This is a genomic window from Parajatrophihabitans canadensis, assembly GCF_053764775.1.
On record NZ_CM132445.1, the window covers coordinates 4,364,615 to 4,388,457 of the forward strand.

Here is a 23,843-nt window from a genome sequence, read left to right on the forward strand (position 1 = left end):
CAGAATCAACTAATGGGCGCAGGCGGACGGTACCCCACCATTGTTATGAGTGTGTGCAGGTGGTGGGGTAAGACCTCACCGATTGTCTGATTTGGGTAGTTACTCGACGAGTGGTGTCGGCCAGTCATTGCCCGCGCCCGGAGGTGCCTCACCGACCAGTTCGGCCAACCGTCGAAGCCGCTTCAGCGAGGTGACGCGCCATCCCGGGCCGCCGCGCATGCCCACCTCGACGGCTGCGACCCCCAGCTTGGCCAGCTGCGAACCGGCCGCGCGGTGCAATTCGCCATCAGGCTCGGCCACCCCCAACAGATAGCCGGCCTCGTCGCTGCGGCCCGTCGCGATCGCCCACAGTCGAAGTCCCGACGGGCTGAGTGTGAGATCGACCGGCAGCCGCAGTGATGCTCCCCTCGTCCACCGGGCAGCCTCGGCGACCAGCCGGTCAGTGATCTCGGTACGCACGGCAATCAGGTCACCGGGCGCGATCACCGTGTCGGAGGCGAGATCGCGGGCTTGCAGTTCCTCGGCGAGCGCGGCCGCCCGCCACTCGTCGATGACCAGCACGGACAGCCGGGCCGCGCTCGCCCGATCGGTACGCACCCAGTCGCCGCCGGACAGCAGCAGACCATCGAGATCGCGGACTATCGGATCCGCGGCCTCGGCACCGAACAGGGAGAACTGCACGCCGCATTCTGACCCACCCGCTGCCCAGTCCCGCTCATCCGCCCATAAGTGGCGTGTTCAGCCCCCCCCCCCCCCCCCCCCCCCCCCCCCCCCCCCCCCCCCCCCCGTAAACGCCCCCCGTAAACGCATTGTGCGGCCCGAAGTTTCGGTTGGGTGGATCGCAACCGGAACTTCGGGCCGCACTATGGCGTGCAGGCTAGCTGGCTATCGAGGCTCCCGCGGTTGGTGCGTTCGCCGGGTCGTCATTGATCGACGACGCCCGCCGCTTGGCGATGACGACCGCTGCGATGATGACGGCAACTGCGACCAGCGCGATAATGATCCGCGCGGGTGCGTTCGCATCCTTGCCGATCGACAGCTGGACGACGGCCGGTGCGATCAACACCGAGACAAGGTTCATCACCTTGAGCAGCGGGTTGATGGCCGGGCCGGCAGTGTCCTTGAACGGGTCACCGACGGTGTCACCGATAACGGTGGCGGCGTGCGCTTCAGAACCCTTGCCGCCGTGGATACCGTCCTCGACCAGCTTCTTGGCGTTGTCCCAGGCACCACCGGAGTTAGCCAGGAAGACCGCCATCAGCGTGCCGGCCGCGATCGCTCCACCGAGGTACCCGGCCAGCGGGCCGACACCCAGGCCGAAGCCCACCGCGATCGGCGCCATGACTGCGAGCAACCCGGGCGTGATCAGTTCACGCAGCGAGTCGCGGGTGCAGATGTCGACGACGCGTCCGTATTCCGGGCGCTCGGTGCCGTCCATGATGCCGGGGTGATCGCGGAACTGAGCCCGGACCTCGTAAACCACGGCACCGGCAGCGCGAGAAACGGCGTTGACGGCCAGCCCCGAGAACATGAAGACGACGGCCGCGCCGATGATGACGCCGACCAGCGTGTTCGGGCTGATGATCTCGTAGGTGAAGGAGTTCTTGACGAACGTCGACGCGCCGCTGGTATCGCCGACCTTGGCCAGCGCCTGAGTGATCGCGTCCTGGTACGAACCGAACAGCGCGGTCGCAGCCAATACAGCGGTCGCGATCGCGATGCCCTTGGTGATCGCCTTGGTCGTGTTGCCGACCGCGTCGAGCTCGGTGAGGATCTGCGCACCGTCAACGCTGACGTCGCCAGACATCTCCGCGATGCCCTGGGCGTTGTCAGAGACCGGGCCGAAGGTGTCCATCGCGACAATGACGCCGACGGTGGTGAGCAGTCCACAACCTGCGAGCGCAACCGCGAACAGCGCAATCGCGATGGACGAGCCACCCAGCAAGAAGGCGCCGAACACCGCGGCCGAGATCACCAGCGCGGTGTACACAGCCGATTCGAATCCGACCGAGATACCCGCCAGGATGACCGTGGCCGCGCCGGTCAGGGAGCTCCTGCCGACGTCCTGAACGGCCTTGCCTTCGGTGCCGGTGTAAACGCCGGTCAGCCAGAGAATCACTGCCGCCAGCACGATCCCGATGATCACCGCGACGAAGGCAATGAGGGCCGGGTTGCCGCCGTTGGATGCAATATCGCCCGAGACGCCCTTGAACTTCGAGAACTTGCTGGGCAGGTAGGTGAACGCAGCGATGCCGCACAGAACGGCGGAGATGCCTGCCGAGATGTAGAAGCTGCGGGTGATCGTCGTAAGGCCACCCTCGCCGGCGCGAGCCCGGGTGATGAAGACGCCGATGATCGCGGTGATGACACCGATTGCCGGCACGATGAGCGGAAAAAGCAGGCCCTTGGTGCCGAAGGCCACCGATCCGAGGATCAACGAGGCGACCAGCGTCACCGCGTAGGACTCGAAGAGGTCAGCCGCCATACCGGCGCAGTCACCGACGTTGTCACCGACGTTGTCAGCGATTGTCGCGGCGTTGCGCGGGTCATCCTCGGGGATGCCGGCTTCGACCTTTCCGACCAGGTCGGCTCCGACGTCTGCCGCCTTGGTGAAGATACCGCCGCCGACACGCATGAACATCGCGAGCGTGGCCGCACCGAAACCGAAGCCCTCGAGCACCTTCGGGGCGTGGTCGGTGTAGCCGAGGACGACGATGGACGCGCCGAGCAGGCCCAGGCCGACGGTGGCCATACCGACCGCGCCGCCGGTCCGGAACGCGATCCTGATGGCACGTTCACGGCCCTCGCGGTTTGCCGCCGCGGCGACCCGGACGTTGGCCCGGGTGGCCAGCCACATGCCGTAGTAGCCGATGGAGGCGGAGAAGCCGGCACCGACCAAGAAGAAGATCGACCTTCCGACCCGCTGGGCGGTGTCATCGGCAGGTAGCGCGAACAGCATCAGGAAGACGATGACCACGACCACCGACAGCGTGCGGAATTGGCGTTTCAGGTATGCCTGAGCGCCTTCCTGCACAGCTTCAGCGATCTCGATCATCTTCGGAGTGCCCTGATCGGCCGCGAGGACTTCACGGAATAGGAAAAACGAGAAGACCAGAGCGACGATGGCTACAAGGCCAATCACCGCAACCAGTCCCTTGTCGCCTGATGAAAACGCCGAGTCGGCGAGCACAGACGACCCTTGGGACAACGCCATGCGAGAAACTCCTTCGACCTTCGAGACTCGTATGTGGGGATCGCTTCGTCAGCGACGAACACGTGAGGCACGTCGTCGACAATTGGCGTCGATCGACTGTGCTGTGTGTCGGCTCACTGTCCGAAGCGGCTGCGGCGGAGTCTATGGGACAGGCCACCGCGTTGGGCGTGTCGTGGGTCACTCTAAGGCACTTTGAGGTCACATTGCAGTGACGTACGGGTCATCTGACCGTGATATTGCCTGCTCAGAACTGGGCTGAATTCAGGGTCCGGGCCCCGCGCTCAGGCGGGCACCGCCGCAGGCTCAGGCGGTCGAAGAGGGCAATGACCCGGTCGCGTCGGCTCCCGCGGCCTCGGAGACCGAGCTGTAGATCGAGAAGACCTCGTGCAGGCCGGTTATCCGGAACAATTTCAGCAGTCGTTCAGCCGCGCACGCCAGCCGGAGCGTCGCACCTTTCTCTTCGGCACGATTCCGGGCCGCCACCAGCGCTCCGAGGCCAGTCGAATCGATGAAGCCGAGGTTCGTCAGATCCACGATGACAATTTTCGATCCGTCGTCAATGGCCGAAATGAGCCGGTCGCGCAAGTGCGTCGCCGAATGCAGGTCGACTTCGCCACGAACCTCGATGACCACCTGATCATCAATCGTGTTCTTGCTCAAGCTCAGGTCCACAACAGCCCCTCCGACCACTCTTTCGGCACGCACCTGCTCTTGCGACGGCACGTAGATGAACGCTTCAACTCCAGGGCACTCGCGCAGGCGAAACACGTGCGGCGCCCGTCTGAGCGGCGACGCTGCGTTCGCGTGAGCGACAATGAAGACAGTTTTCTGACAGCCGACTTGCAGTCATCATCGTGCCATAGGTGAGCCGTTCAGGCCTGCCGAGGACCAGAACGGAAGCGCATCGCCATCAACACCGTCGATCACCCGTTGCTGGCCCGGCTGGTGAGCTCCTGCCCACCCGAAGAGTCCCCCTTGCGCCATGTCGAGCAGGTACCAGGACAACTCGAGACGGTTGACCGCTGGCCATCGTGGGTACCCGCCGAATTGGTGGCTGCTCTGGGTGCGTCAGGCGTGCTGGCACCATGGCCGCACCAGGTGGAAACAGCGGAGCTGGCCTGGTCGGGGCAGTCGGTTGTGATTGCAACCGGAACCGCAACCGGCAAGTCGCTCGGATATCAGCTTCCGGCGCTGTCTGCCGTCCTTGCCGACGACCGGGCTCGGACGCTCTACCTCTCACCCACCAAGGCCCTGGCCGCCGATCAGTTGAGATCAATCGACGCGCTCGGCCTCGGCGGCATTCGCGCGGCGACGCTCGACGGCGACACGCCCATCGACGACCGTGACTGGATCCGCCAGCACGCCAACGTCATCCTTTCCAATCCCGACATGATCCATCGGTCGGTCCTGCCGCAGCACGAACGATGGGCATCGGTCTTCCGTCGACTGAAATTCGTGGTGATCGATGAATGCCACCATTACCGAGGCATGTTCGGTTCGCACGTTTCGCTCGTCCTGCGCAGGCTGCGACGCTTGTGCGCGGCGTACGGATCCGCACCGGTTTTCGTGCTGGCCTCAGCGACCTCACGGGCACCGGCGGATTCCGCGTCTCGATTGGTTGGGCTCAAGGTCGTGTCGGCCGAGCTGGATTTCGCACCGCGCGGTGCTCGGACGTTCGCGCTGTGGGAGCCGCCGCTGAGTCCACTGCGCGGCGAGAACGGTGCACCAGTTCGCCGGGCCGCCGGCTCGGAAGCCGCGAGGCTACTTGCGGATCTGGTCATCCAGGGCGCCCGCACGCTGGTCTTCGTTCGGCCCCGAAAGGGCGCTGAGCTGACCGCGATGACTGCCAAGCGCCACCTCGAGGCAGCTGGCGCGGGTGAGCTGGCGGGCAAGATAGCGGCATATCGGGCCGGCTACCTCGCTGAGGAGCGTCGATCGTTGGAGGCCGCACTGGCCAGCGGCGAGCTGCTCGGCGTCGCCTCGACCAACGCCCTCGAACTTGGCGTCGATATCGCCGGACTCGATGCGGTGGTGCTCGCTGGCTATCCGGGCACTCTCGCCTCACTGTGGCAGCAGTCCGGGCGGGCCGGGCGCCGCGGGCGTGAGTCGCTCGTGGTCTTGGTGGCCAGGGACGACCCTCTCGACATGTATCTGGTCAATCATCCGCGGGCCATCTTCGGTTCGTCGGTGGAGGCAACGGTGACCGATCCGACAAATCCGTTCGTTCTGGGACCGCAGCTTTGCTGTGCTGCCGCCGAACGGCCGCTGTCAGAGGCGGACGTCGAGCTGTTCGGTGGCGAGCCGGCCCGGGTCGTGCTTGATGAACTCGTGCACCGAGGTGTGCTGCGCCGGAGGGCGCGAGGCTGGTATTGGACCGACCGTTCGTGGCCACGGGCCGATATTCGCGGTTCAGGCGGTCAACCGGTCACTCTGGTCGAAGCCGGCTCGGGTTCGTTGCTAGGCACCGTGGACCACGCGACCGCGCCGGGCACCGTGCATCCCGGTGCCGTCTATCTGCACCAGAGTCGGTCGTTCATCGTTGACGATCTGGATCTGGACCGATCCGTTGCCGTCGTCCATGCCGAGGATCCAGAGTGGACGACGAACCCGCGCGAGATAACGGATATCTCGATTCTGGAGGTGGAACAGACCTGCGAGTCGTCCGGCGTGCGCATCTGTTTCGGATCAGTCGAGGTCTCGAATCAGGTCACCAGCTATCAGCGGCGGCGGCTGTCCGGAGAGATTCTGGACGAGATCGCCCTCGACATGCCGCTGAATCGCCTGGTCACAAAGGCGGTTTGGTACACCCTGGACGACGCGGTGGTGATGGATTCCGGGCTCGATTCGGACAGATCTGGATCTGGTGCCAGCCCGCTGGACCTGCCGGGTGCCTTGCACGCAGCAGAGCACGCCGCGATCGGGCTGCTACCTCTCTTCGCAACGTGCGACCGATGGGATATCGGCGGCGTTTCCACTGCGAGACATGCTGATACGGGCTTGGCCACGGTCTTCGTCTACGACGGCCATCCCGGCGGGGCCGGCCTCGCCGCGCACGGGCACAGCGTGCTGGCTGACTGGCTGAGAGCAACCCACGAGGTCATCACCAGCTGCGAGTGTGCTGAGGGTTGCCCATCGTGCATCCAGTCACCCAAATGCGGTAACGGCAACAATCCCCTGTACAAAGCAGGTGCTTTGACCGTGCTCCAGCTAGTGCTGGACGCGCTGGCCTAGCTCATCACCTAACTCATCGGCCACCGCGTCACTGCGAGCCGCCTTCAGTTGGCGAGAAAGGCCCCGACGCGTGCCTTGGGACGACCGATGATGGCCCGGCCGTTGCGCACCAGAACCGGGCGCTGCATGAGTGGGGGGTACTTCACGAGCAGATCTGCAACTGCCTCAGGCGTCACATAATCTTCGGCAATCAGGTTCTGCTGCTTGAAGAAGTCGTCCTTGCGGACCAAATCGGCGGCGGGGTCTTCGAGCTGCTTGATCAGGTCGAGCAGGGCGTTCCGATCGAGTGGGGTCTTGAGATACTGAACGACGTCGACATCGAGTTTCGCCGACTGGATCTCCTCCAATGCGTGCCGAGAGGTAGAGCAGGCGGTGTTGTGGAGCAGGGTCAGATCGGCCATGACGGCAAGCCTAGTAGAGGTCAGGGCGATTGATCGCCTCGGACTTGACCGTCGGCAGCGCCGTTGCGCTGGCCGTTCGCTGCGCCCGCTACGGCGGGAAGACGGCCCGCTCTCGCTCGTGCTGTCACCTGCCGAGCACCCGCGATCGGCAGCCGAACCTCGGCGTTGACGACAACGGTGACCGTGCCCGTCCGGCCGCTTGCATCGATCGCTGTCACACACGACGCGACCGCGGCCTGGTTGCTCGCTGCAATGCGTCGCGCGGCAGCGCAGGAGTCTCCCCCGGTACCGATCTGTTGCGCCGCGGCGAGTGCGGCGAGGTCTGCCGAACGTTCGGCCCGATGACGAGCGAGCACCGCAGCCGTCCTGGCCACCCCCACGATCGCCACCGTCATGATCAAAGTCGCGAACGCGAACACCCACAACGTCGCCGAACCCACATCGTTGGCCGAAGACTCACCAACCACAGCGCGCCGCAGTAACCGCACCCGGAGACGTTGAATACCGCAACCGGTCATGGCGGATCGGGTGAGCTGTCGGAGTTGGACGCGTCCGGCTCCGTGGCGGCCACTGCCGTCTCAGACACTGTCAGCGGCGGCAACCACCGCACCGGGCGCAGCTGCATTCCTACCGTCACGCTCGTGTCGCCTGCCACCACCACGGTCGACACCGTCACCGGCCGGCCCGCTGCCGCCCGCGCGAGAGCACCGGCGCTCGCGGCATCACCCCTGGCCACCGCACGAGCAGCCTCCCGCGCTGAATCGGCACACCGCACCCGCGCCTGACCAACACCAACCGCCGCAACCCCCACCAGAGCCAACACCACCAGCACCGGCAACGCAGTCGCGAGCTCAGCGGTGACCATGCCCCGATCGCCCAGATCACCCCCGCCGCCTCGGCGCACGCGCGAATGCACGCCCACAAACCACCTACAGCGAGACATGCAACGCCGAGGTCACGATGTCCGACAGAGCAGACTGCACCGCAGGCGACTGCACAACCTTGAACAACACCGCAGCAAAGGCAACCGCCGCCACCGTCCCAACCGCATATTCGGCGGTGCTCATCCCAAGCTCGTTGTCACTTATCCTGCTTCCCTTTACCCGCTGGGCGATTCGTCTGAAGGAGTTCATGCCGATCAGCCAACCGTCGCTCGCCTCGGTGTGGGTCGTCAGGAGCGCGCCTGTGGACGACGCTCCGTCCTGTGAACAGCCACCGTCGGCGCCTAACGCGTCAGGACATGGGCAACATCGTTCAGGATCGACGGGTCGCAATGGGATTTACTCAGTCTGACTTAGCGGGTATGGCCAACGTCAGCCGGATGTGGCTCCACCAGGTCGAGACCGGCCACGGCGGCGCGTCTCTGGCAAAGCTGCTCCAGCTACTCGGTGCGCTGGGCCTGTCGCTCGATGTCCGCGAGCGCGAAACGTCGCAGCTCTCGCTGCGAGCCGCTATGGGCCACGGCCGCCGGGACGAGTCGCGCAGAGACGACTCGAGCCGATGACCCCCCGCTCAAGCCGAAAGTGCTGGAGGTCGTCCTCGCGGGTGTCCACGCGGGGCAGCTCATCCAGAACGCTCAATCGGCGGTTGACGTGTCGGGGCAGATCAGCCGTTGACGGCGACGACGATCGCGATCGCGGCACACACAATGCCGAGCACGAGAAACACCCATTTGGCGCCAGCTTGCCCGGGCAGTTCCATGACGATGGCCCGGTCGGGGTTCTGGGGCTGATAGGAGACCTGCACGCTGGTGCCGACTTCGGGACGCCCGGTGCCACTGAGGCTGGCCGTTACCCGATGAAGCTGCCCCGTCGAGTCGGTGAATTCCACCACGGGGGCATACGTCCTGGTCCGCTGAGAGCGGCCGTTTTGGGGGATGTTGGCAGACGGACTCATCCGCTTCGCCTCGATGGCGACGATCGTGCCGGCGACGATCGTCCCTTTACGGGCTCGCCATCCTTGGCTGAAAAGGCCGATAGCACCGATCAAACCGACTGCGCCCATGAATCCGAGCGCCCACACGACCGCCATGCTTCGAAGCTTGGACCATGATCATCCGGATGCAGAATCATTTGTGGCAGGGATCATGTCGAAGCGTCCAAAGCGAGAACTCCGTCCTTGCTCACCCTGGCGGGGTGATGCACTCGGATGCGCGGCAAGGCCATCGTGGTGTCCGATCCGGCTACGGTTTCTGGCGCCAACCGAAGGCGCGATGCGCAACGTCGAAAGGGCCCGCGATGGAAAACGCGACCACGACGCGGTCACGTCCGGGCGCCGAACCGCGACAGATCGGATGACCCATGGTGCCGCCCGAAAGGCATGACGAGACCGAGCCCTCGACGCCGACGCCGGACGCAGAGCAGGACGGAAGCGAAGAGGTACGCCCGGTCCGTGTGCGCCGCGCCGCCGGACTCTACGGGCTCGTCGTGACTGCGGCCGTGCTGGCGTCGGCAGGGGGTCAACTCCACACCGTGCCGTTGGTGCTGGCTGTCTTTGTCACCCTTCTCGTGTACTGGCTGGCCGAGGAATACGCCGAAGTGGGAGAGCACGCCAGCGCTGGGCACTTACCGTCGTGGCCGCAGATTCGCTCCGGCTTGGCACACAAGTGGCCGATGGTCAGCGCGTCCTACGTACCTCTGCTGGCCTTGGCCGTGGCCCGACTACTCGGGGCATCTGCGCCCGGCGCCGCCTACACGGCGCTGGGCGTCACCGTCGCGATGCTCACCTACTACGGCTGGTCGGCGGGTCGTGCTCTTCACCTGCGCGGCGGTGGCCTGCTGGTGATGACCAGCGCGGCGGGAGGATTAGGGGTGGTCATGATTCTGCTGAAGATCACCATCTCGCACCTGCACTGATCCTGCTCGGTATCCGCGGTGATGCGCTATCCGCTGTAATGCCAAGTGATTCCGTGCCGATCAGGATGCCCTCGCCGTCTTGGTCCAGCTGGTCGCGAGCCAGCACCTGGCCTGTGAATCGGACTCACACGCCGAGGCTGCTCTTGACTGATTCCAGAAAATGGGACAACCTCTGAGAGTGTCCACGACGTCGGGTATCGAAAATTTGTTGCGCGGGGCCTCCCTACGGGTAACGCGTCCCAGGGTGGCCGTCCTATCGGCCGTTTACCAACATCCGCACGCCGACACCGACCACATTCTCGGTGTCGCGCGTCAGGATCTCGGCGAGGTGTCGCACCAGGCGGTCTATGACGTGCTGCGGGCACTGACAGCCGCGGGACTCGTCCGCCGGATCGAGCCGGCAGGCTCTGTGGCCCGTTATGAGTCGAGGGTCGGCGACAACCACCACCACGTCGTGTGCCGATCATGCGGCATCATCGCCGACGTCGATTGTGCCGTCGACACCACGCCTTGCCTGACCGCTTCCAACGACCATGGCTTCGCGATCGACGAGGCCGAGGTCATCTACTGGGGCGTCTGCCCCGCGTGTTCCACCGAACAAAGTGCCTGAGTGCACCTCTGAAGTCATCACTGATTACGCCCACTGATCACACCCGCTGAACCCGGAAGGATTTTCCAGTGTCTGACAGTCCGAACGCCGTTGTTGGAGAGATGAACGAGGAGAGCGGAGGCCAGTGCCCTGTTGCGACCGGGCATCCGAACCATCCGACTGAAGGCGCGGGAAACCGAGTCTGGTGGCCGAACCAGCTCAACCTCGCGATCCTGCGCAAGCACCCAGCGGTCGCAAACCCGATGGGCGAGGACTTCGACTACGCCGCAGAGTTCGCGACCCTCGACCTCGATGCCGTGCGCAGCGACGTCGCGCAGGTGCTGACCACGTCGCAGGACTGGTGGCCGGCCGACTTCGGTCACTACGGGCCGTTCTTCATCCGAATGGCGTGGCACAGTGCGGGCACGTACCGCATCAGCGATGGACGCGGCGGTGCTGGCGCCGGTATGCAGCGTTTCGCGCCCCTCAACAGCTGGCCCGACAATGGCAACCTCGACAAGGCCCGCCGGCTGCTCTGGCCGATCAAGCAGAAGTACGGCCGCAAGATCTCCTGGGCTGACCTGATCATCCTGGCCGGCAACGGCGCTCTCGAGTCGATGGGGTTCAAGACCTTCGGCTTCGCCGGCGGTCGGGAAGATGTCTGGGAACCCGACGAGGACGTCTACTGGGGTCCCGAAGACACCTGGCTCGGCGACGAGCGTTACACCGGTGACCGTGAGCTGGAGAACCCGCTCGCAGCTGTCCAGATGGGCCTGATCTACGTCAATCCCGAGGGGCCGAACGGCGTCCCCGACCCGGTGGCGTCGGCCCGGGACATCCGCGAAACCTTCCGGCGGATGGCCATGAACGACGAGGAGACGGTCGCGCTGATCGCGGGCGGCCACACCTTCGGCAAGGCACACGGCGCAGCCGACCCGGACGAGTACGTCGGCCCCGAACCCGAGGGCGCGCCGCTGGAGGAGCAGGGGCTCGGTTGGAAGAACTCCTTCGGCACCGGCAAGGGCAGAGACGCGATCACCAGCGGGATCGAGGTCATCTGGACGTCCACCCCGATCACGTGGGACAACAGCTTCTTCGAGAACCTGTTCGGGTACGAGTGGGAGCTCACCAAGAGCCCAGCCGGGGCCAACCAGTGGCAGCCGAAGGACGGTGCCGCGGCCGGAACCGTGCCAGACCCTGAGGATCCATCGGTGAAGCGCACGCCGATGATGCTGACGACCGACCTCGCACTCCGGTTCGACCCGGTGTACGAGCAGATCTCGCGACGCTTCCTGGCGAACCCGGACGCCTTCGCGGACGCCTTTGCCCGAGCCTGGTACAAGCTGACGCACCGTGACATGGGTCCGCGGGAACGCTACCTCGGCCCGCTGGTACCGCAGGAAACGCTGATCTGGCAGGACCCGGTCCCTGAGGTCGACCACGAGCTCGTCAACTCCGAGGACGTGGCAAACCTCAAGAGCCAGATCCTCGCCTCGGGCCTGTCCGTCGCGCAGCTGGTCTCGACCGCGTGGGCATCGGCGTCGACGTTCCGCGGCAGCGACAAGCGCGGCGGCGCAAACGGGGCACGCATCCGACTCGAACCTCAGAAGGACTGGGAGGTCAACAGTCCCGACGAGCTGGCAACGGTGCTGCGCACCCTGGAGAGCATCCAAGAATCGTTCAATGGCTCCCAGACCGGCGGCAAGAAGATCTCGCTTGCCGATCTCATCGTGCTCGGCGGCAGCGCCGGGGTCGAGCGGGCCGCAAAGGCCGCGGGCCAGGATGTCCAGGTTCCGTTCACCCCAGGGCGCACCGACGCGTCTCAGGAGCAGACCGATGTTGAGTCCTTCGCCGCGCTCGAGCCGACCGTGGACGGGTTCCGCAATTACCTAGGAAAGGGCCACCGGCTGCCGGCCGAATACCTGCTGGTCGACCGGGCGAACTTGCTGAATCTGAGTGCGCCCGAGATGACCGTCCTGGTCGGCGGCCTGCGAGTGCTGGGCGCGAACTTCGCCCAGTCCCGGCTCGGGGTCCTGACCTCAACGCCCGAATCGCTGACCAATGATTTCTTCGTGAATTTGCTCGACATGGCCACGACATGGACGGCGGCGTCCGAGGAAAGCGGAGAACCGGCCACCTACGAGGGCCGCGACCGCGCCACGGGTGAGCTGAAGTGGACCGGTAGCCGGGTCGACCTGGTCTTCGGTTCGAACTCGGAGCTTCGTGCACTCGCGGAGGTCTATGCGAGCGATGACGCGAAGGAAAAGTTCGTGCGGGAGTTTGTCGCCGCCTGGACCAAGGTCATGAACCTCGATCGGTACGACCTTTCTGCCTGATCCGCCTGATCCGCGTGACCAGCTGTTTCACCTGTTGATCCGTTCCGAGATGTCCAGGTCGGCCTTCACGGCCGACCTGGACATTTTTCGTTCTCTCGTCGCTGCTGCGTCAAGCCCCAGTCCGCTTCGCAACCAAGGGTTGCTAAGCACGGCGACGCTTGCTAGCGTTATTACGCAACCATTAGTTGCTTAACCTTGGAGGAACGATGAATGGTCAAGAGTTCACGACTGCCATAACGGTGGATCAGACCCCGCAGGAAGCCTTCGCGGCAATCAATAACGTCCGCGGATGGTGGCTGGGCGAAATCGACGGTGACGCCGACCAGCTCGGGTCTGAGTTCACCTACCGCTACGAGGATGTCCATCGAAGTACCCAAAAGGTAACCGAGTTCGTCCCTGGCAAGACGGTCGTTTGGCGAGTGGTAGAAGCGCATCTCAGCTTTGCCGACAACAAGACCGAATGGGAGGGGACGGAAATTCGGTTCGACATCTCGAAAGCGGGCAATCGGACGGAGGTCCGATTCACCCACCTGGGTCTGGTGCCCGAGTATGAGTGCTTCGATAGCTGTTCGAACGCGTGGACCTTCTTGGTCAACGATAGTTTGCGAAGTTTGATCAGCACGGGCGTCGGGGCCACCCGGCCACTGACGACCAGCCAGTAACAACCAGCCAGTAACAACGCCTGGACGATGAAAGTTTCAGCAATCCGGTAAGGCCAGTGCGACCGTCCGCGCCTGGGGCCACGATTCGGTGGCCGCACTGGCCTAGTAACGTCCTCGTCTTATGGACCTTTCGGTAACAATGACCGGCGCGGGCGATCCCCTCGTCTTGCTCGTTCACGGCGTTCTCGACAGCGGACGGTCCTTCAACCGCGTCACCGAGATTCTCGACTCCAAGTGCCGCATGCTCCGCTACGACCGTCGTGGCTACGGCTCCTCAACCGACGCAGCCGGCACGCCCGCGGATTTCGAGTCACACGTAGACGACCTGATCGCCGTATTGGACAACCGTCGAGCCGTCGTCGTCGGTCATTCCTTCGGCGGTGTCGTGGCCGCCGGGGCAGCGGTTCGGGCGCCAGAACTCGTCAGCGCCCTGGTCATGTATGAGTCTGTGATGGCATGGGTTCCTGGGTGGGACGACCGGCTCCGACAGCTTTTGTGGGGCGAGGACCCTGAAGACGCCGGACTGCGCCTGATGTTCGGTGCTAGGTATGACGAGATGAGCGCCGAGGAACGATCGCGGCGCCGCGTACAGGCTAGGTCGTTCGTCGTCGAAGAACGCGGAGTTCGCGGGGAGACGCCGCCCTATGACATCGCCGAGCTCCAGATGCCCGTCGTATACGGCTACAGCGACACCTTTCCAGTCGTCTCGATGCAGAATCACTTGACCGATGTCCTCGGTCAGGTCGACCTGGTATCGGTTGCCGGCGGCGGACACAACGCCCACCGCACGGCACCCGAAGCGTTCGCCGATCTCGTTCTGTTAGGGATCGAGCGAGCCTCGCAATCCGCCGATCGGACTGCGCTACAGAGTGAGGCAGAACGGATGCCCGGCAGGATCGGCGAAGACCCGGAAGCGCTCGCCGCCACCGTTTAGCCGTGAAGCGCCAAGCTCGAGCGCGCGCGCCTCACCTGAATCGAGGTCATCGACGGTGATGTCGAGATGCGCCTGTTGCGGACGTGCTGGGTCCGGCCAACCCGGTGGCGTGTACTCGCCAACCTGCTGGAACATGATGCTCTTGTCATCGCCTGCTATCAACGCTCCTTCTGGCCCGTCGTAGGTGATCTCCATACCTAGCAGTTGCGCGTAGAAGCGAGCCAACGGCAAAGCATCCGCCGTGTCGATGGTCACCGCGAAGAGCTTCATGACCGGGCCGACTCCCTCCGCCTGGCACAGGTCGAAGGGGTGACCGGCCGGATCGGCCAACGTGATCCATGTCGGACCGTCCGCCAGCCGGGTCGCCCCCAGTTCGATCGCCCGCACGGCCGCGGCCTCGATGCCGTCGACCTGCAGATCAAGGTGGAACTGCTGTGGAAGCTTCTGACCAGGCCACTGGGGTGGCAGGTGGTCGGGGGCAAACTGGAAGCCCACCTCCTGGCCGTCTTCGGCGCGGATCGTGATCCAGTCCGAATCCTTGCGCGCAATCTCCCACCCGGCCAGCGCGGCGTAGAACGAAGCGAGCGTGTCGATGTCCCGCGCATCAAACGCGGCGAGTTCCAAACGTCCGGTGACTGTCATGCGGACAATTCTGCGCCCGACCTCCGACAACGCGATGGCTCCGAACCAACCGTTTGCCGAGTCACCCAGCTTTGGTCAGTCAGGAGACGCTCTCGTTGAGATCGGCGATCTCACGCGGGTCCAGGTGAATTCCCGCCGCGGCGACGTTCGCCTCGAGGTGCTCGACCGATCCGGTACCTGGAATCGGCAAGATGGCCGGTGAGCGCCCAAGCAACCAGGCGAGCACGACCTGCAAGGCAGTGATGTCGCGCCGCTTCGCGATCTCGACGATCGTGGCGTTGCCCTCGGCCTCTTGAATCGGAGCCCAGGGCAGGAATACCAGGCTCTCCTGTTCGCACAGGTCGATCAACGTCTCCGAATCACGGTCGGTCAGGTTGTAGCGATTCTGGATCGACACGACCGGCGTAAGTGTCTGCGCGATGCGAAGTTGCTCCTCGTTGACGTTCGATACTCCGATGTGCCGGATCTTTCCTTGATCCTTCAACTCAACCAGGGCACCAACCGACTCCGCATAAGGGACCCTCGGATCGGGGCGGTGCAGCTGATACAGCGGAATCTGTTCGAGGCGCAACCGCTGCAGGCTGCCGTCGCACGCGGATTTGAGGTGTTCCGGATGTGCATTGATCGGCCACTCACCGGGGCCGGTGCGCTCGAGGCCACCCTTCGTCGCAATCACCAAATCGTCCGGGTACGGGTACAGCGCTTCGGCGATCAAGGTTTCGCTGATGTGCGGTCCGTAGGAGTCGGCGGTATCGATGAAGTTCACTCCGAGCTCGATCGCCCGTCGAAGCACAGCTCGGGCTACCTCCAGGCTCGGCGGTGGCCCCCAAATACCCGGACCGGTAAGGCGCATCGCGCCGAAACCAAGGCGGTTCACGGTGAGGTCCCCGCCGATATCGATGGAACCAGCCTCAGATGCCAATACAGCGTTGCTCATTGCTCCTCCTTCTGGTGGCGCGTGTCCCGATCAACGCATGCGAGCTTGTTGTGCGATCCGGGTGCGGGCCACAGTCGATTCCGTTCAGCGCTTGCGCGCGATGGTGAGGCCGTCGAATGCCGTCAATATCAGGGCCTCGACCCGGTCATCGGCCACGACCCTGTCGTTGAAAGCCCGAAGCGCCACCGCGTTCGCATCGGCGATGGTCTCATCAACGATGTCGCCGCTCCAGAGCACGTTGTCCGCGAGTAAAACGCCGCCCTGACGTACCCGCGGAACCAGCTCATCCCAGTACGACAGGTAGCCGGGCTTGTCCGCGTCGATGAAGACCAAATCGAGGTCGGCCTCCATCGGCAGCGATTTCAACGTCTTGATGGCCGGATCGAGGCGCAGCTCGATCCGATCACTCAGTCCGGCTCGCTCCCACGCGCGCCTGGCGATCGACGTCCACTCCTCGCTGACGTCACAACACAGCAACGAACCGCCATCGACCAAACCGCGTGCGATGCAGAGACTCGAATAACCCGTGAACGTTCCGACCTCCACGGCCCGGCGGGCTTGGACGAGCCGGGCCATCATCGTCAGGAATTGACCCTGATCATCGCCGATCTGCATACCGGCGGCGCTGCCCAACTCTGCAGTCTCCTTGTGCAGCTGGCGAATCACATCGTCCGGCAACCACTTGCCATGATCGACTGCGTAGTCGCGTACCGCTTCTGTGACCGTGAAGTTACGCATGGTCCCAGGCTAGTCCGGGGATGAGGTATGAAGAACTATGGCCAAGCAGGCAGTGGCGCAGGTGCTCGCAGCCGATCGCGATGCCACCCTCGCTCGGATCGCCTCGATGACGGCAGACCTCGAGGCGATCGCGGCGGCTGCGGTGGACAGCAACCTCGACGACGAGCACGACCCCGAAGGATCCACAGTGGCGTTCGAACGCGAGCAACTGGCAGCGGTTCGAGCGGCCGCGCAAGCGCACCTCGCTGACATTGAAGCGGCGCTCGTCAGGCTGGACGCCGGCCGCTACGGTCTGTGCGAGCGATGCGGCGAAAACATCGCGCAGGAACGGTTAGCGCTGCTACCTGGGGCGCGGCTGTGCATCACCTGCGCCGCACGAGCAAAACGGTGATAGCCATACGGTGACGATCGAAGGGTGACGGCCGAGCGGTGACGATCAACCGCCCGTTGGGGCGACGTGCACCTTCGTTTCGGTGTTCGGGCGACGCAGTCGCTCAAACGCGTGTGGAAGGTCATCCAGTGACACGACCGAACTGATGAGCATCTTCGGGTCGACATGACCGGCAGCCATCACATCAGCCACATGCTGAAAGTCGCCCATCGTGTAGGCGACCGGGAACTGCAGGCTGACTGCCTTCATCCCCGCCATAGCGGGCACCAGCATGTCAGGTGATGTGCAAAAGCCCATCGATACGACCTGCCCAAAAGGGCGGACGTGCCCGACGGCCCGGGTCAGCCCACCAGGAACGCCGATGCACTCGAAGACCACGTCTGGAGGGCCCCCGAGGGCCTCGATGGCCTCACCGATCTCGTTCTCACCGGACTGGACGAAGGCGTCGGCGCCCATGCTGATTGCCATCTCGGCCCGCAGCGGTGATCGCGACATAGCAACGATCCGCGCGGCACCCGACCGACGAAGCCAATAGACGGTGCAGAGCGCGAGAGCGCCTGCACCGAGCACGAGGATGCGCGCATCGCGGTGAAGGGCGGCCAGCCGCGTGGCGTAGCGGCCCACGGCCAGCGGCTCGACGAGTGCGCCATCAGCAACCGACAGCGCGCTCGACAGCTTGATCGCCGTACTGGTCGGAACGCGAAGGAATTCACCGAATCCACCGACGACACCTGGCCAACCGAAGCAGAGCGTGACGTTGTCGTGCCTGCACGCCTCGCACTCACCGCAACCGGTCGAGGGCAACGCGGTGATCACATCACCCACCCGGTAGTCGTGAACTGCTGAGCCCAGTTCTACTACGACGCCCGCGTATTCGTGGCCCATTACGGAGCCTTCCGGCATGCCGGATTGCTCCCCCGACGTCAGGTGAAGGTCTGTGCCACAGATGCCACACCGATGTACCTCGATTATGACGTCATCGGGCCCGGGTTCAGGATCGGGCAGCGTCTCCAAGGCCAGCGGTTGGCCGACGCCGCGAAAGACGGCCGCTCTCATCGCGACGTTCCCATGTCTGCGAATCCCCTCACGCTGAGGCTGAATCGGTCCACGTCGTCGCAGACACGTTGTAGAACATAGCCCTCGACCGCCGCCAGTGTCGCGCGGGCAATTGAGGAGCGTTTCGCCACGTCGCGTGCTCATCATGGAGTAGGCACGAGCACTTACTGCGATCAAGACACCGAAGAAGATCTGAACCGCATCCAACGAGGAAGAACCCATGCTAAACATCGACGCAACGCTGGAATGTATCAATGTGTAACGACCCGACGAATTTCGGACAGGCCGCTGAGTCCGCGCCGCGTGCCGCTGCCGGCATCGCCGTTGATCCGATACCGCTGGAGCCGGTCGACGAGCTCGTCATCACGACGCTCGTCGACAACGTCTACGATGCCCTACTCACCGGAGACGAGACCACCACCCGAGCACCGTTCGACGTCGGTACGGCACGAGCACCGCAGTTCGAGTCCGGGTCGACGACAGTGGGACTGATGGCCGAGCACGGTTTCTCAGCCCTCGTCAGCGTGCGCCGCGGCGAAACGACCACGACCCTGCTGTTCGACACCGGCCTCTCACCGGATGCGATGGTCATCAACGCTGACCGGCTCGGCCTCGACCTCTCGCAGATTCAAGCGATCGTGCTCAGCCATGGCCACTTCGACCATGCGGGCGGCCTTGCCGGGATGGCCGGCAAACGAGGTGTCCAATCGTTGCCGATGGTGGTTCACCCGATGATCTGGACACGGCGGCGACTAGCGGTTCCCGGACGGGAGCCGGAGGAGCTGCCGACCCTGAGCAAGCGGGCATTGCAAGGTGAGGGCTTTGCCATGATCGAACGGCGGGAGCCCTCACTCCTCGTGGACGGGTGCGTTCTGATCACCGGAGAGGTCGATCGAACCACCGACTTCGAACACGGAATGCCGCCGACGCACCAAGCCTGGAACGGGTCGACCTGGCAACCTGACCCGCTGGTGCTCGACGATCAGGCCCTGGTCGTGCAGGTGCGCGGCCGCGGTTTGGTCGTCCTGACCGGCTGCGGGCACGCCGGCGCGATCAACATCGTCCGGCACGCACAGCGGCTCACCCAGGTGCCCGTTCTCCACGCTCTGATGGGAGGTCTGCACCTTGGCGGCCCGGCATTCGAACCGATCATCGGTCGCACAGCTGACGCGCTCACCGAGATGGCGCCAGCTCTCGTGGTAGCCGGCCACTGCACTGGTTGGCGCGCTCAGCACGCCCTGGCGAAGGCTCTACCAGAGGCATGGGTCGCGGGCAGCAGCGGATCATCCTTCCGGTTCTCTGCGGCCTAACTACCTGTCCCTGCTTCATACCTAGCGCCTGGTCTCATGTTGAGTCGGCTGAAATGGCGACTCGTACGACAGCCAACGGGCGGCTAGCGACCCATAACTAGCGAGCGATCACGACGAGCCGACTACGCGGGCAGAACCTCGACTCGGCCGTGGCGTAATACCGCCCGGCCCTCCGAGATCACCTCGAAGGCATATGCGTGTCGGCCGTTGTCCGTTGGCCCGATGTCATAGACCGACACATCGAGGTACTTCTGGGGAAAGACGTAACCGGCGAAGCGGACGGCAACTCTCCGGATGCGCCGAGGGTCTCCGCCCGCTGCTAGGGCCACCAACGCCTTGCTGGCGATACCCAGCGAGCAGGCGCCCTGCAAAAACTTGCCGGACTGGCCCATTCCCGTCGCGGCCTGATCGCTCACATGGATGATCGCCCGGTCTCCTGAAGCACCCGCGTACCGGAAGGTCTGGTCGCGAGTCGACGTCAGGGTCATCGTGCCAACCAGCCGTTCACGGGCGTCCTCTGGGAAGGTGTGGTCTGGGATCGGGCCGCCCTGATTTCCGCCGGTAGCCTCTCCGACCATGATTGAGGACCAGTACTGCTCGAGCACGGTCTCGCCGGAATCATCGACGCTGATCAACCGGATGAAAACGTTCATCCCGGCCTTGCTGACGATCGCCGCATAGTGGTCAGCTGTCGTGTGCAACACCATTCCCGGCGTGATCGGCTTGTGGATGAGCAATTCGTGCTCACCGTGACCGCCGCCGCGACCCCCATTCATCGCGTCCTCGGGTACTTGTGGAACGCTTCGCATCGCCTGGAACACCGGAACCACCGCATAAGTCGGCGGAATCGCGCGCCCGTCCTGGTAAAGCGGGTTGTCGTCGTTGATCGCCAACGCAAATGCGGCGATCTCGTCCGGGTCACAGAAATTCGTGAACGGCCCGATCTTCTCGCCGAACGGAACCTTGGTGCTGTCCATCACGGGCAATCTCCTAACCAAGTAAGGCGGGCTCACTTCGCACGTTACGGACGCGACCCTGGCTTAACCAGAGTGCGCACTGTGAAGCACGTCATGAGGGCTTTGCGCCGACAAGCTCCTTGAATTGACTCAGGCTGCAGTAGCCAGCGGCGGCTCCGGTCCGATACTCCGAGGCGTCGACACCAGCTTGATGCAAAGCGGCAACGAGAATTACGTCCCTTCGGTAACGGCGATTGCCGTACGCGACGCCGTGCGTCGCCACCGCGTAGGGGCTCAACAGCCGGTCGAACAGAGATTCCAAATCCTTGCGTACCGATCGTTTGCCAAGCGTGTAGCCCCCGGCCTCGGCGAGCAGGTCGACGTCGCCTGCTGGCAGTGCCTGCTCGGCAAGCGCGCCGAACAAGGACTGTCGCTCGGCTCGACCGACCCCTAACGTTCGCAGGAGCCACCGCTCGTGCAGATTCAGAATCAACGGTTCTCCTCGCGGTGAAAGCCAGCTGGGCATAGCTTTGGTCGCGAACGCTACCGTCGTTGTTGAATGGCGGCATGCAACCCAACCGTTCGATGCCGTCGGCCACCGTGATTCCGGTATTGATCTACCCCGACGTTCGGGAGGCGGTGGGGTGGCTCTCCGCAGCTTTCGGCTTCGTTGAACGGGTACGTATAGGCGAGAATCACCGCGCTCAGCTTCAGTTCGGTGACGGAGCCGTCATCGTCGGCGAAGCGCACGGCGATCGTCGCCCACCCCGCCCAGGCGAGCAGACGCATTCGGTGACGGTCCGCGTGGCGGACGTGCACGCGCATTGCGAACGTGCGCGCGAAAACGGCGCTCGCATTCTGATGGAACCGACTGTCTTCGAGTACGGCGAACGCCAGTACTCCGCCGAGGACCCAGCGGGTCACCAATGGACGTTCTCCCAAACCCTCGCCGATGTCGCCCCGGAGGAATGGGGCGGAGTATCGGTCGGTTTCGATTGACCCGGTGGATCGATTCAGCGTCCAAGCAATGACAAGTTGTCGCCGTCGGCCGCTACCGTCACAGCCATGGCAGATCTGAACGAAGCGGCTTACCCCGAACCGCCCGTCGCAGGCGACGAAACCGCCACCCTGCTGGGCTCACTTGACCGTGCACGAGCGACTTTCGCTTGGAAATGCGGCGGATTAGATGCGGCCGGCCTGCGATCCACGCTCGCCCCGTCGACTATGACCCTCGGCGGACTGCTCAAGCACCTTGCCCTCGTCGAGGACGATTACTTTCTCGGCCGGCTGCTCGGCCAAGCGCCGTCCCCACCGTGGGACCAGGTGGACTGGGACGCTGACCCCGACTGGGAATGGCGGACGGCTGCCCAGGACACCCCCGAGGAACTGATGGCGCTCTGGGCGGAATCGGTCGCCCGATCCCGGGCAGCGGTGAACGAGGTGTTGGCCGAAGGAGGGCTGGACCAGCTCGCACGGCGCATCTGGCCAGACGGCCGTTCGCCCAGCCTTAGGCGCATCCTCATCGACCTGATCGAGGAATATGCGCGCCATATCGGCCACGCAGACCTCATTCGGGAGTCGGTTGACGGGCTCGTCGGGGAGGATCCACCGCGTTGACAGCGCTGTTCCTAGTGCCACCAAGCGCCGCGGAACTCCTTATGTCGCGGTGTCGCTAGCCGTACGCGCCCGAAGCAGGTCGAGAAGTACGGCCTTGGTTTCGGCCCGGGTAAACGGCCGTTGTCCGCCGACGGTGGACTCGTAGACGATGCCTGCGCAGACGGCAACGAGCGCACGTGCATCGCGGTGCGGATCGTCCGCACCTACGGCAGTAAGCAGGGCGACTGCTGCCAGCGTGAAGCGTGTCCCGAGTTCGTCAAGCACTGCGCTCACTGCCGGGTAGCGGGCTGCTTCAAGGCTGAGGTGGTATCGGGCGAGTGTTCTGTCGCGGTAGAGGTTGGCCTGCGCGTAGACGAGGCGGGCAAGCATCTCCGCCAGCTCGTCAATCGTCCGAGGCGGTGTCGCGTGGCCACCAGCCGCTAGATCGAGGTCGGCCAGACGACCTGCGGCAGCAATGAGGAGCGCTTCACGCGTCCGGAAGTAATACGAGGTCGAGCCGGGCGGTAGATCAGCGGCGGTGTCTACCGCGCGATGAGTCAGCCCGCGAGCGCCCTGGGATGCGAGAACCTCTATGACCGTGTCGGCGATCGCGGTCCGGCGATCCTCGGTTCTGCTGGGCATCCCCGAAGCGTAGGCTCCTCTACATCTGTAGAGGAGCCTAGGAGACGACATGTCGACAGGGAACGCGGTGGTCGTCGGAGCAGGCGTGGGAGGGCTGGCGGCGGCAGTCGCACTCGAGCAGGCCGGCTGGCGGGTGCTCGTCCTGGAGCGTCGAGCAGCCGATCACGTTGCCGGCTCAGCTATCAGCTTGTGGCCGAACGCGCTTCGCGCTCTCGCTGCGCTCGGCGTGCAGGAGCCGGTCAGGCACGGCGCCACGCTGAGCGGACGCAGCGGCGTCCGTACGCCGAGCGGGCGCTGGATCGCGCGCACTGACCTCACGGCAGCGATCGAGCGCCGTTTCGGCCTGTCGCTGGTACTCACACATCGTGAGCATCTGCTGGCCGCGCTCCGGGATCAGCTCCGGTCAGGCCGACTCAACTTCGACGAAACGGCAACCGGCGTGACCCTGAACGAAACCAGTGTCACGATTCGTACCAACCGCCAAGAACATCACTGCGATCTGCTCGTGATCGCCGACGGTGCCAATTCACGGTTACGTGACCAGCTGTTTCCAGGCAACGGGCAGCTGAGCTACGCCGGCTACACGACCTGGCGCATGCTCACCCCTCGCGTCGAGGAGACTGTTGAACCGGCGGAGACTTGGGGAGCAAGAGGCCTGCGCTTCGCGGTCCTGCCAGTGGCCGACGACGAGGTCTACTGCTACGCGACCGCCAATGGCGAGGCCGGACAGCACGCTGCGGACGAACGCGTCGAACTGATGCGCCGCTTCGGTTCCTGGCATCGTCCGATCCCACAGATCATCGGCGCCCTGGGGGTTGGCGACGCGATCCGTACCGATGTTTACGAGATGTCTACGCCGATGACCACCTACCATCGCGACCGGGTGGCCCTGGTCGGCGATGCGGCGCACGCCATGACACCCGACCTCGGCCAGGGCGGTTGCCAAGCGCTGGAAGACGCTGCGACGCTCGGGGCGCTGCTGGCTTCGCAGCCGTCCGTTCTGGATGCCCTGCAGCAATATTCGGCGTTGCGGGTGCCGCGTGGCGCTGACCTGGTGCGACGTTCACACAATGCCGGTCGGATCTTTCAAGCACCTGCCACGATCTCGCGGACCGTCGCGCTCTTGTCGACCGCGTTGCCAGCAGGGGTCATGGCCCGCTCGCTGCGGCCGGTACTCGACTGGCAACCCATTTCAACCATCAGATGAGTGATGCCGGTGCTTTCGGCATCGCGGCGACAGCATGACCAGTCGGCAGGCAGGCAGGTAGCTAGTCGCCAATAAATGACGAGCGCCTCGCGCGGGCCTCCGCTAGGCTCAGCTGCGATGTGAGCCAGTGACTTCCCCAATGCCCG

At 64.5% G+C, this 23,843-nt stretch carries 27 protein-coding genes; 12 read left to right on the forward strand and 15 right to left on the reverse strand.

Annotated features, from left to right (window positions below; genetic code table 11):
- Positions 1-99: 99 nt before the first annotated feature.
- The 3 genes from ACSMXN_RS20990 to ACSMXN_RS21000 all read right to left on the reverse strand — a co-directional run bounded on the left by ACSMXN_RS20990 (position 100) and on the right by ACSMXN_RS21000 (position 3,982).
- On the reverse strand, positions 100-681 hold the full coding sequence (locus tag ACSMXN_RS20990; RefSeq protein ID WP_022915578.1) for a hypothetical protein: 582 nt from the start codon (positions 679-681) through the stop codon (positions 100-102).
- Positions 682-877: 196 nt separating this feature from the next.
- Positions 878-3,214, reverse strand: coding sequence for a sodium-translocating pyrophosphatase (locus tag ACSMXN_RS20995; protein WP_022914408.1), 2,337 nt, complete (start codon positions 3,212-3,214; stop codon positions 878-880).
- A gap of 303 nt (positions 3,215-3,517) precedes the next feature.
- Positions 3,518-3,982 carry an STAS domain-containing protein gene (locus ACSMXN_RS21000; RefSeq protein WP_022914409.1) on the reverse strand — a complete coding sequence of 155 codons (465 nt, stop codon included), beginning with the start codon at positions 3,980-3,982 and terminating at the stop codon, positions 3,518-3,520.
- Positions 3,983-4,189: 207 nt separating this feature from the next.
- On the opposite strand from ACSMXN_RS21000, the gene ACSMXN_RS21005 reads away from it, so the two are divergent.
- Positions 4,190-6,445 (forward strand): DEAD/DEAH box helicase, encoded by a 2,256-nt coding sequence (locus tag ACSMXN_RS21005; RefSeq protein ID WP_455407635.1) that lies wholly within the window; start codon positions 4,190-4,192, stop codon positions 6,443-6,445.
- Positions 6,446-6,489: 44 nt separating this feature from the next.
- Here ACSMXN_RS21005 and ACSMXN_RS21010 read toward each other — a convergent pair whose 3' ends face one another.
- The 4 genes from ACSMXN_RS21010 to ACSMXN_RS21025 are packed head-to-tail and all read right to left on the reverse strand — an operon-like array spanning position 6,490 to position 7,961.
- Complete coding sequence (locus ACSMXN_RS21010) at positions 6,490-6,846, reverse strand: ArsC/Spx/MgsR family protein (RefSeq protein WP_022914411.1); 357 nt, start codon at positions 6,844-6,846, stop codon at positions 6,490-6,492.
- 20 nt (positions 6,847-6,866) lie between these two features.
- Complete coding sequence (locus ACSMXN_RS21015) at positions 6,867-7,334, reverse strand: Rv3654c family TadE-like protein (RefSeq protein ID WP_081649246.1); 468 nt, start codon at positions 7,332-7,334, stop codon at positions 6,867-6,869.
- 26 nt (positions 7,335-7,360) lie between these two features.
- On the reverse strand, positions 7,361-7,762 hold the full coding sequence (locus tag ACSMXN_RS21020) for a TadE family type IV pilus minor pilin (protein ID WP_196811369.1): 402 nt from the start codon (positions 7,760-7,762) through the stop codon (positions 7,361-7,363).
- A 13-nt stretch (positions 7,763-7,775) separates the two neighbouring features.
- A complete protein-coding gene (locus ACSMXN_RS21025) occupies positions 7,776-7,961 on the reverse strand; it encodes a DUF4244 domain-containing protein (protein ID WP_455407788.1) in 186 nt (61 codons plus the stop codon).
- A 125-nt stretch (positions 7,962-8,086) separates the two neighbouring features.
- Here ACSMXN_RS21025 and ACSMXN_RS21030 point away from each other — a divergent pair, with 125 nt between their 5' ends.
- The gene (locus tag ACSMXN_RS21030) at positions 8,087-8,350 is read left to right on the forward strand and encodes a helix-turn-helix domain-containing protein (RefSeq protein WP_035944277.1); all 264 of its coding nucleotides are present in this window, start codon (positions 8,087-8,089) and stop codon (positions 8,348-8,350) included.
- Positions 8,351-8,451: 101 nt separating this feature from the next.
- Here the strand turns inward: ACSMXN_RS21030 and ACSMXN_RS21035 are convergent, their stop codons facing one another.
- Positions 8,452-8,877, reverse strand: a complete 426-nt coding sequence (locus ACSMXN_RS21035; protein ID WP_022914417.1) for a DUF3592 domain-containing protein — start codon at positions 8,875-8,877, stop codon at positions 8,452-8,454.
- 269 nt (positions 8,878-9,146) lie between these two features.
- Between ACSMXN_RS21035 and ACSMXN_RS21040 the strand changes: the two genes are divergently transcribed.
- From ACSMXN_RS21040 to ACSMXN_RS21060, 5 genes are all read left to right on the forward strand, one after another.
- Positions 9,147-9,701 (forward strand): hypothetical protein, encoded by a 555-nt coding sequence (locus tag ACSMXN_RS21040; protein WP_022914419.1) that lies wholly within the window; start codon positions 9,147-9,149, stop codon positions 9,699-9,701.
- Between the two features lie 160 nt (positions 9,702-9,861).
- Positions 9,862-10,311 carry a Fur family transcriptional regulator gene (locus ACSMXN_RS21045; protein ID WP_155958463.1) on the forward strand — a complete coding sequence of 150 codons (450 nt, stop codon included), beginning with the start codon at positions 9,862-9,864 and terminating at the stop codon, positions 10,309-10,311.
- A 101-nt stretch (positions 10,312-10,412) separates the two neighbouring features.
- The gene (katG, locus tag ACSMXN_RS21050; RefSeq protein ID WP_196811376.1) at positions 10,413-12,626 is read left to right on the forward strand and encodes a catalase/peroxidase HPI; all 2,214 of its coding nucleotides are present in this window, start codon (positions 10,413-10,415) and stop codon (positions 12,624-12,626) included.
- 206 nt (positions 12,627-12,832) lie between these two features.
- Positions 12,833-13,288 (forward strand): SRPBCC family protein, encoded by a 456-nt coding sequence (locus tag ACSMXN_RS21055; protein WP_022914422.1) that lies wholly within the window; start codon positions 12,833-12,835, stop codon positions 13,286-13,288.
- A 121-nt stretch (positions 13,289-13,409) separates the two neighbouring features.
- Positions 13,410-14,222 (forward strand): alpha/beta fold hydrolase, encoded by an 813-nt coding sequence (locus tag ACSMXN_RS21060; protein ID WP_022914423.1) that lies wholly within the window; start codon positions 13,410-13,412, stop codon positions 14,220-14,222.
- Here ACSMXN_RS21060 and ACSMXN_RS21065 read toward each other — a convergent pair.
- The 3 genes from ACSMXN_RS21065 to ACSMXN_RS21075 all read right to left on the reverse strand — a co-directional run bounded on the left by ACSMXN_RS21065 (position 14,151) and on the right by ACSMXN_RS21075 (position 16,539).
- Positions 14,151-14,864 (reverse strand): VOC family protein, encoded by a 714-nt coding sequence (locus ACSMXN_RS21065; RefSeq protein WP_022914424.1) that lies wholly within the window; start codon positions 14,862-14,864, stop codon positions 14,151-14,153. The two genes, ACSMXN_RS21060 and ACSMXN_RS21065, sit on opposite strands and share 72 nt — an antisense overlap.
- Positions 14,865-14,943: 79 nt before the next feature.
- A complete protein-coding gene (locus ACSMXN_RS21070) occupies positions 14,944-15,801 on the reverse strand; it encodes an aldo/keto reductase (protein WP_022914425.1) in 858 nt (285 codons plus the stop codon).
- 84 nt (positions 15,802-15,885) lie between these two features.
- Positions 15,886-16,539: an O-methyltransferase gene (locus tag ACSMXN_RS21075; RefSeq protein ID WP_022914426.1), complete on the reverse strand. Its 654-nt coding sequence runs from the start codon at positions 16,537-16,539 to the stop codon at positions 15,886-15,888.
- Between the two features lie 37 nt (positions 16,540-16,576).
- On the opposite strand from ACSMXN_RS21075, the gene ACSMXN_RS21080 reads away from it, so the two are divergent.
- On the forward strand, positions 16,577-16,930 hold the full coding sequence (locus ACSMXN_RS21080) for a TraR/DksA C4-type zinc finger protein (protein ID WP_022914427.1): 354 nt from the start codon (positions 16,577-16,579) through the stop codon (positions 16,928-16,930).
- A 45-nt stretch (positions 16,931-16,975) separates the two neighbouring features.
- On the opposite strand, the gene ACSMXN_RS21085 is transcribed toward ACSMXN_RS21080, so the two are convergent.
- The gene (locus ACSMXN_RS21085; RefSeq protein WP_022914428.1) at positions 16,976-17,986 is read right to left on the reverse strand and encodes an alcohol dehydrogenase catalytic domain-containing protein; all 1,011 of its coding nucleotides are present in this window, start codon (positions 17,984-17,986) and stop codon (positions 16,976-16,978) included.
- 254 nt (positions 17,987-18,240) lie between these two features.
- On the opposite strand from ACSMXN_RS21085, the gene ACSMXN_RS21090 reads away from it, so the two are divergent.
- Entirely contained in the window at positions 18,241-19,296 is a 1,056-nt protein-coding gene (locus ACSMXN_RS21090; RefSeq protein ID WP_022914429.1) for an MBL fold metallo-hydrolase, read from the forward strand.
- Between the two features lie 122 nt (positions 19,297-19,418).
- Here the strand turns inward: ACSMXN_RS21090 and ACSMXN_RS21095 are convergent, their stop codons facing one another.
- Both ACSMXN_RS21095 and ACSMXN_RS21100 read right to left on the reverse strand, forming a co-directional pair.
- Entirely contained in the window at positions 19,419-20,273 is an 855-nt protein-coding gene (locus ACSMXN_RS21095) for a MaoC/PaaZ C-terminal domain-containing protein (protein ID WP_022914430.1), read from the reverse strand.
- 91 nt (positions 20,274-20,364) lie between these two features.
- Positions 20,365-20,745, reverse strand: coding sequence for a hypothetical protein (locus ACSMXN_RS21100; RefSeq protein WP_155958464.1), 381 nt, complete (start codon positions 20,743-20,745; stop codon positions 20,365-20,367).
- Between the two features lie 74 nt (positions 20,746-20,819).
- Between ACSMXN_RS21100 and ACSMXN_RS21105 the strand changes: the two genes are divergently transcribed.
- The gene (locus tag ACSMXN_RS21105; protein WP_022914432.1) at positions 20,820-21,251 is read left to right on the forward strand and encodes a VOC family protein; all 432 of its coding nucleotides are present in this window, start codon (positions 20,820-20,822) and stop codon (positions 21,249-21,251) included.
- Between the two features lie 66 nt (positions 21,252-21,317).
- The gene (locus tag ACSMXN_RS21110; RefSeq protein WP_027139706.1) at positions 21,318-21,869 is read left to right on the forward strand and encodes a DinB family protein; all 552 of its coding nucleotides are present in this window, start codon (positions 21,318-21,320) and stop codon (positions 21,867-21,869) included.
- Between the two features lie 39 nt (positions 21,870-21,908).
- On the opposite strand, the gene ACSMXN_RS21115 is transcribed toward ACSMXN_RS21110, so the two are convergent.
- Entirely contained in the window at positions 21,909-22,490 is a 582-nt protein-coding gene (locus tag ACSMXN_RS21115; protein ID WP_022914434.1) for a TetR family transcriptional regulator, read from the reverse strand.
- Positions 22,491-22,539: 49 nt separating this feature from the next.
- On the opposite strand from ACSMXN_RS21115, the gene ACSMXN_RS21120 reads away from it, so the two are divergent.
- Complete coding sequence (locus tag ACSMXN_RS21120) at positions 22,540-23,697, forward strand: FAD-dependent monooxygenase (RefSeq protein ID WP_027139707.1); 1,158 nt, start codon at positions 22,540-22,542, stop codon at positions 23,695-23,697.
- The last annotated feature ends 146 nt before the right edge of the window (positions 23,698-23,843 follow it).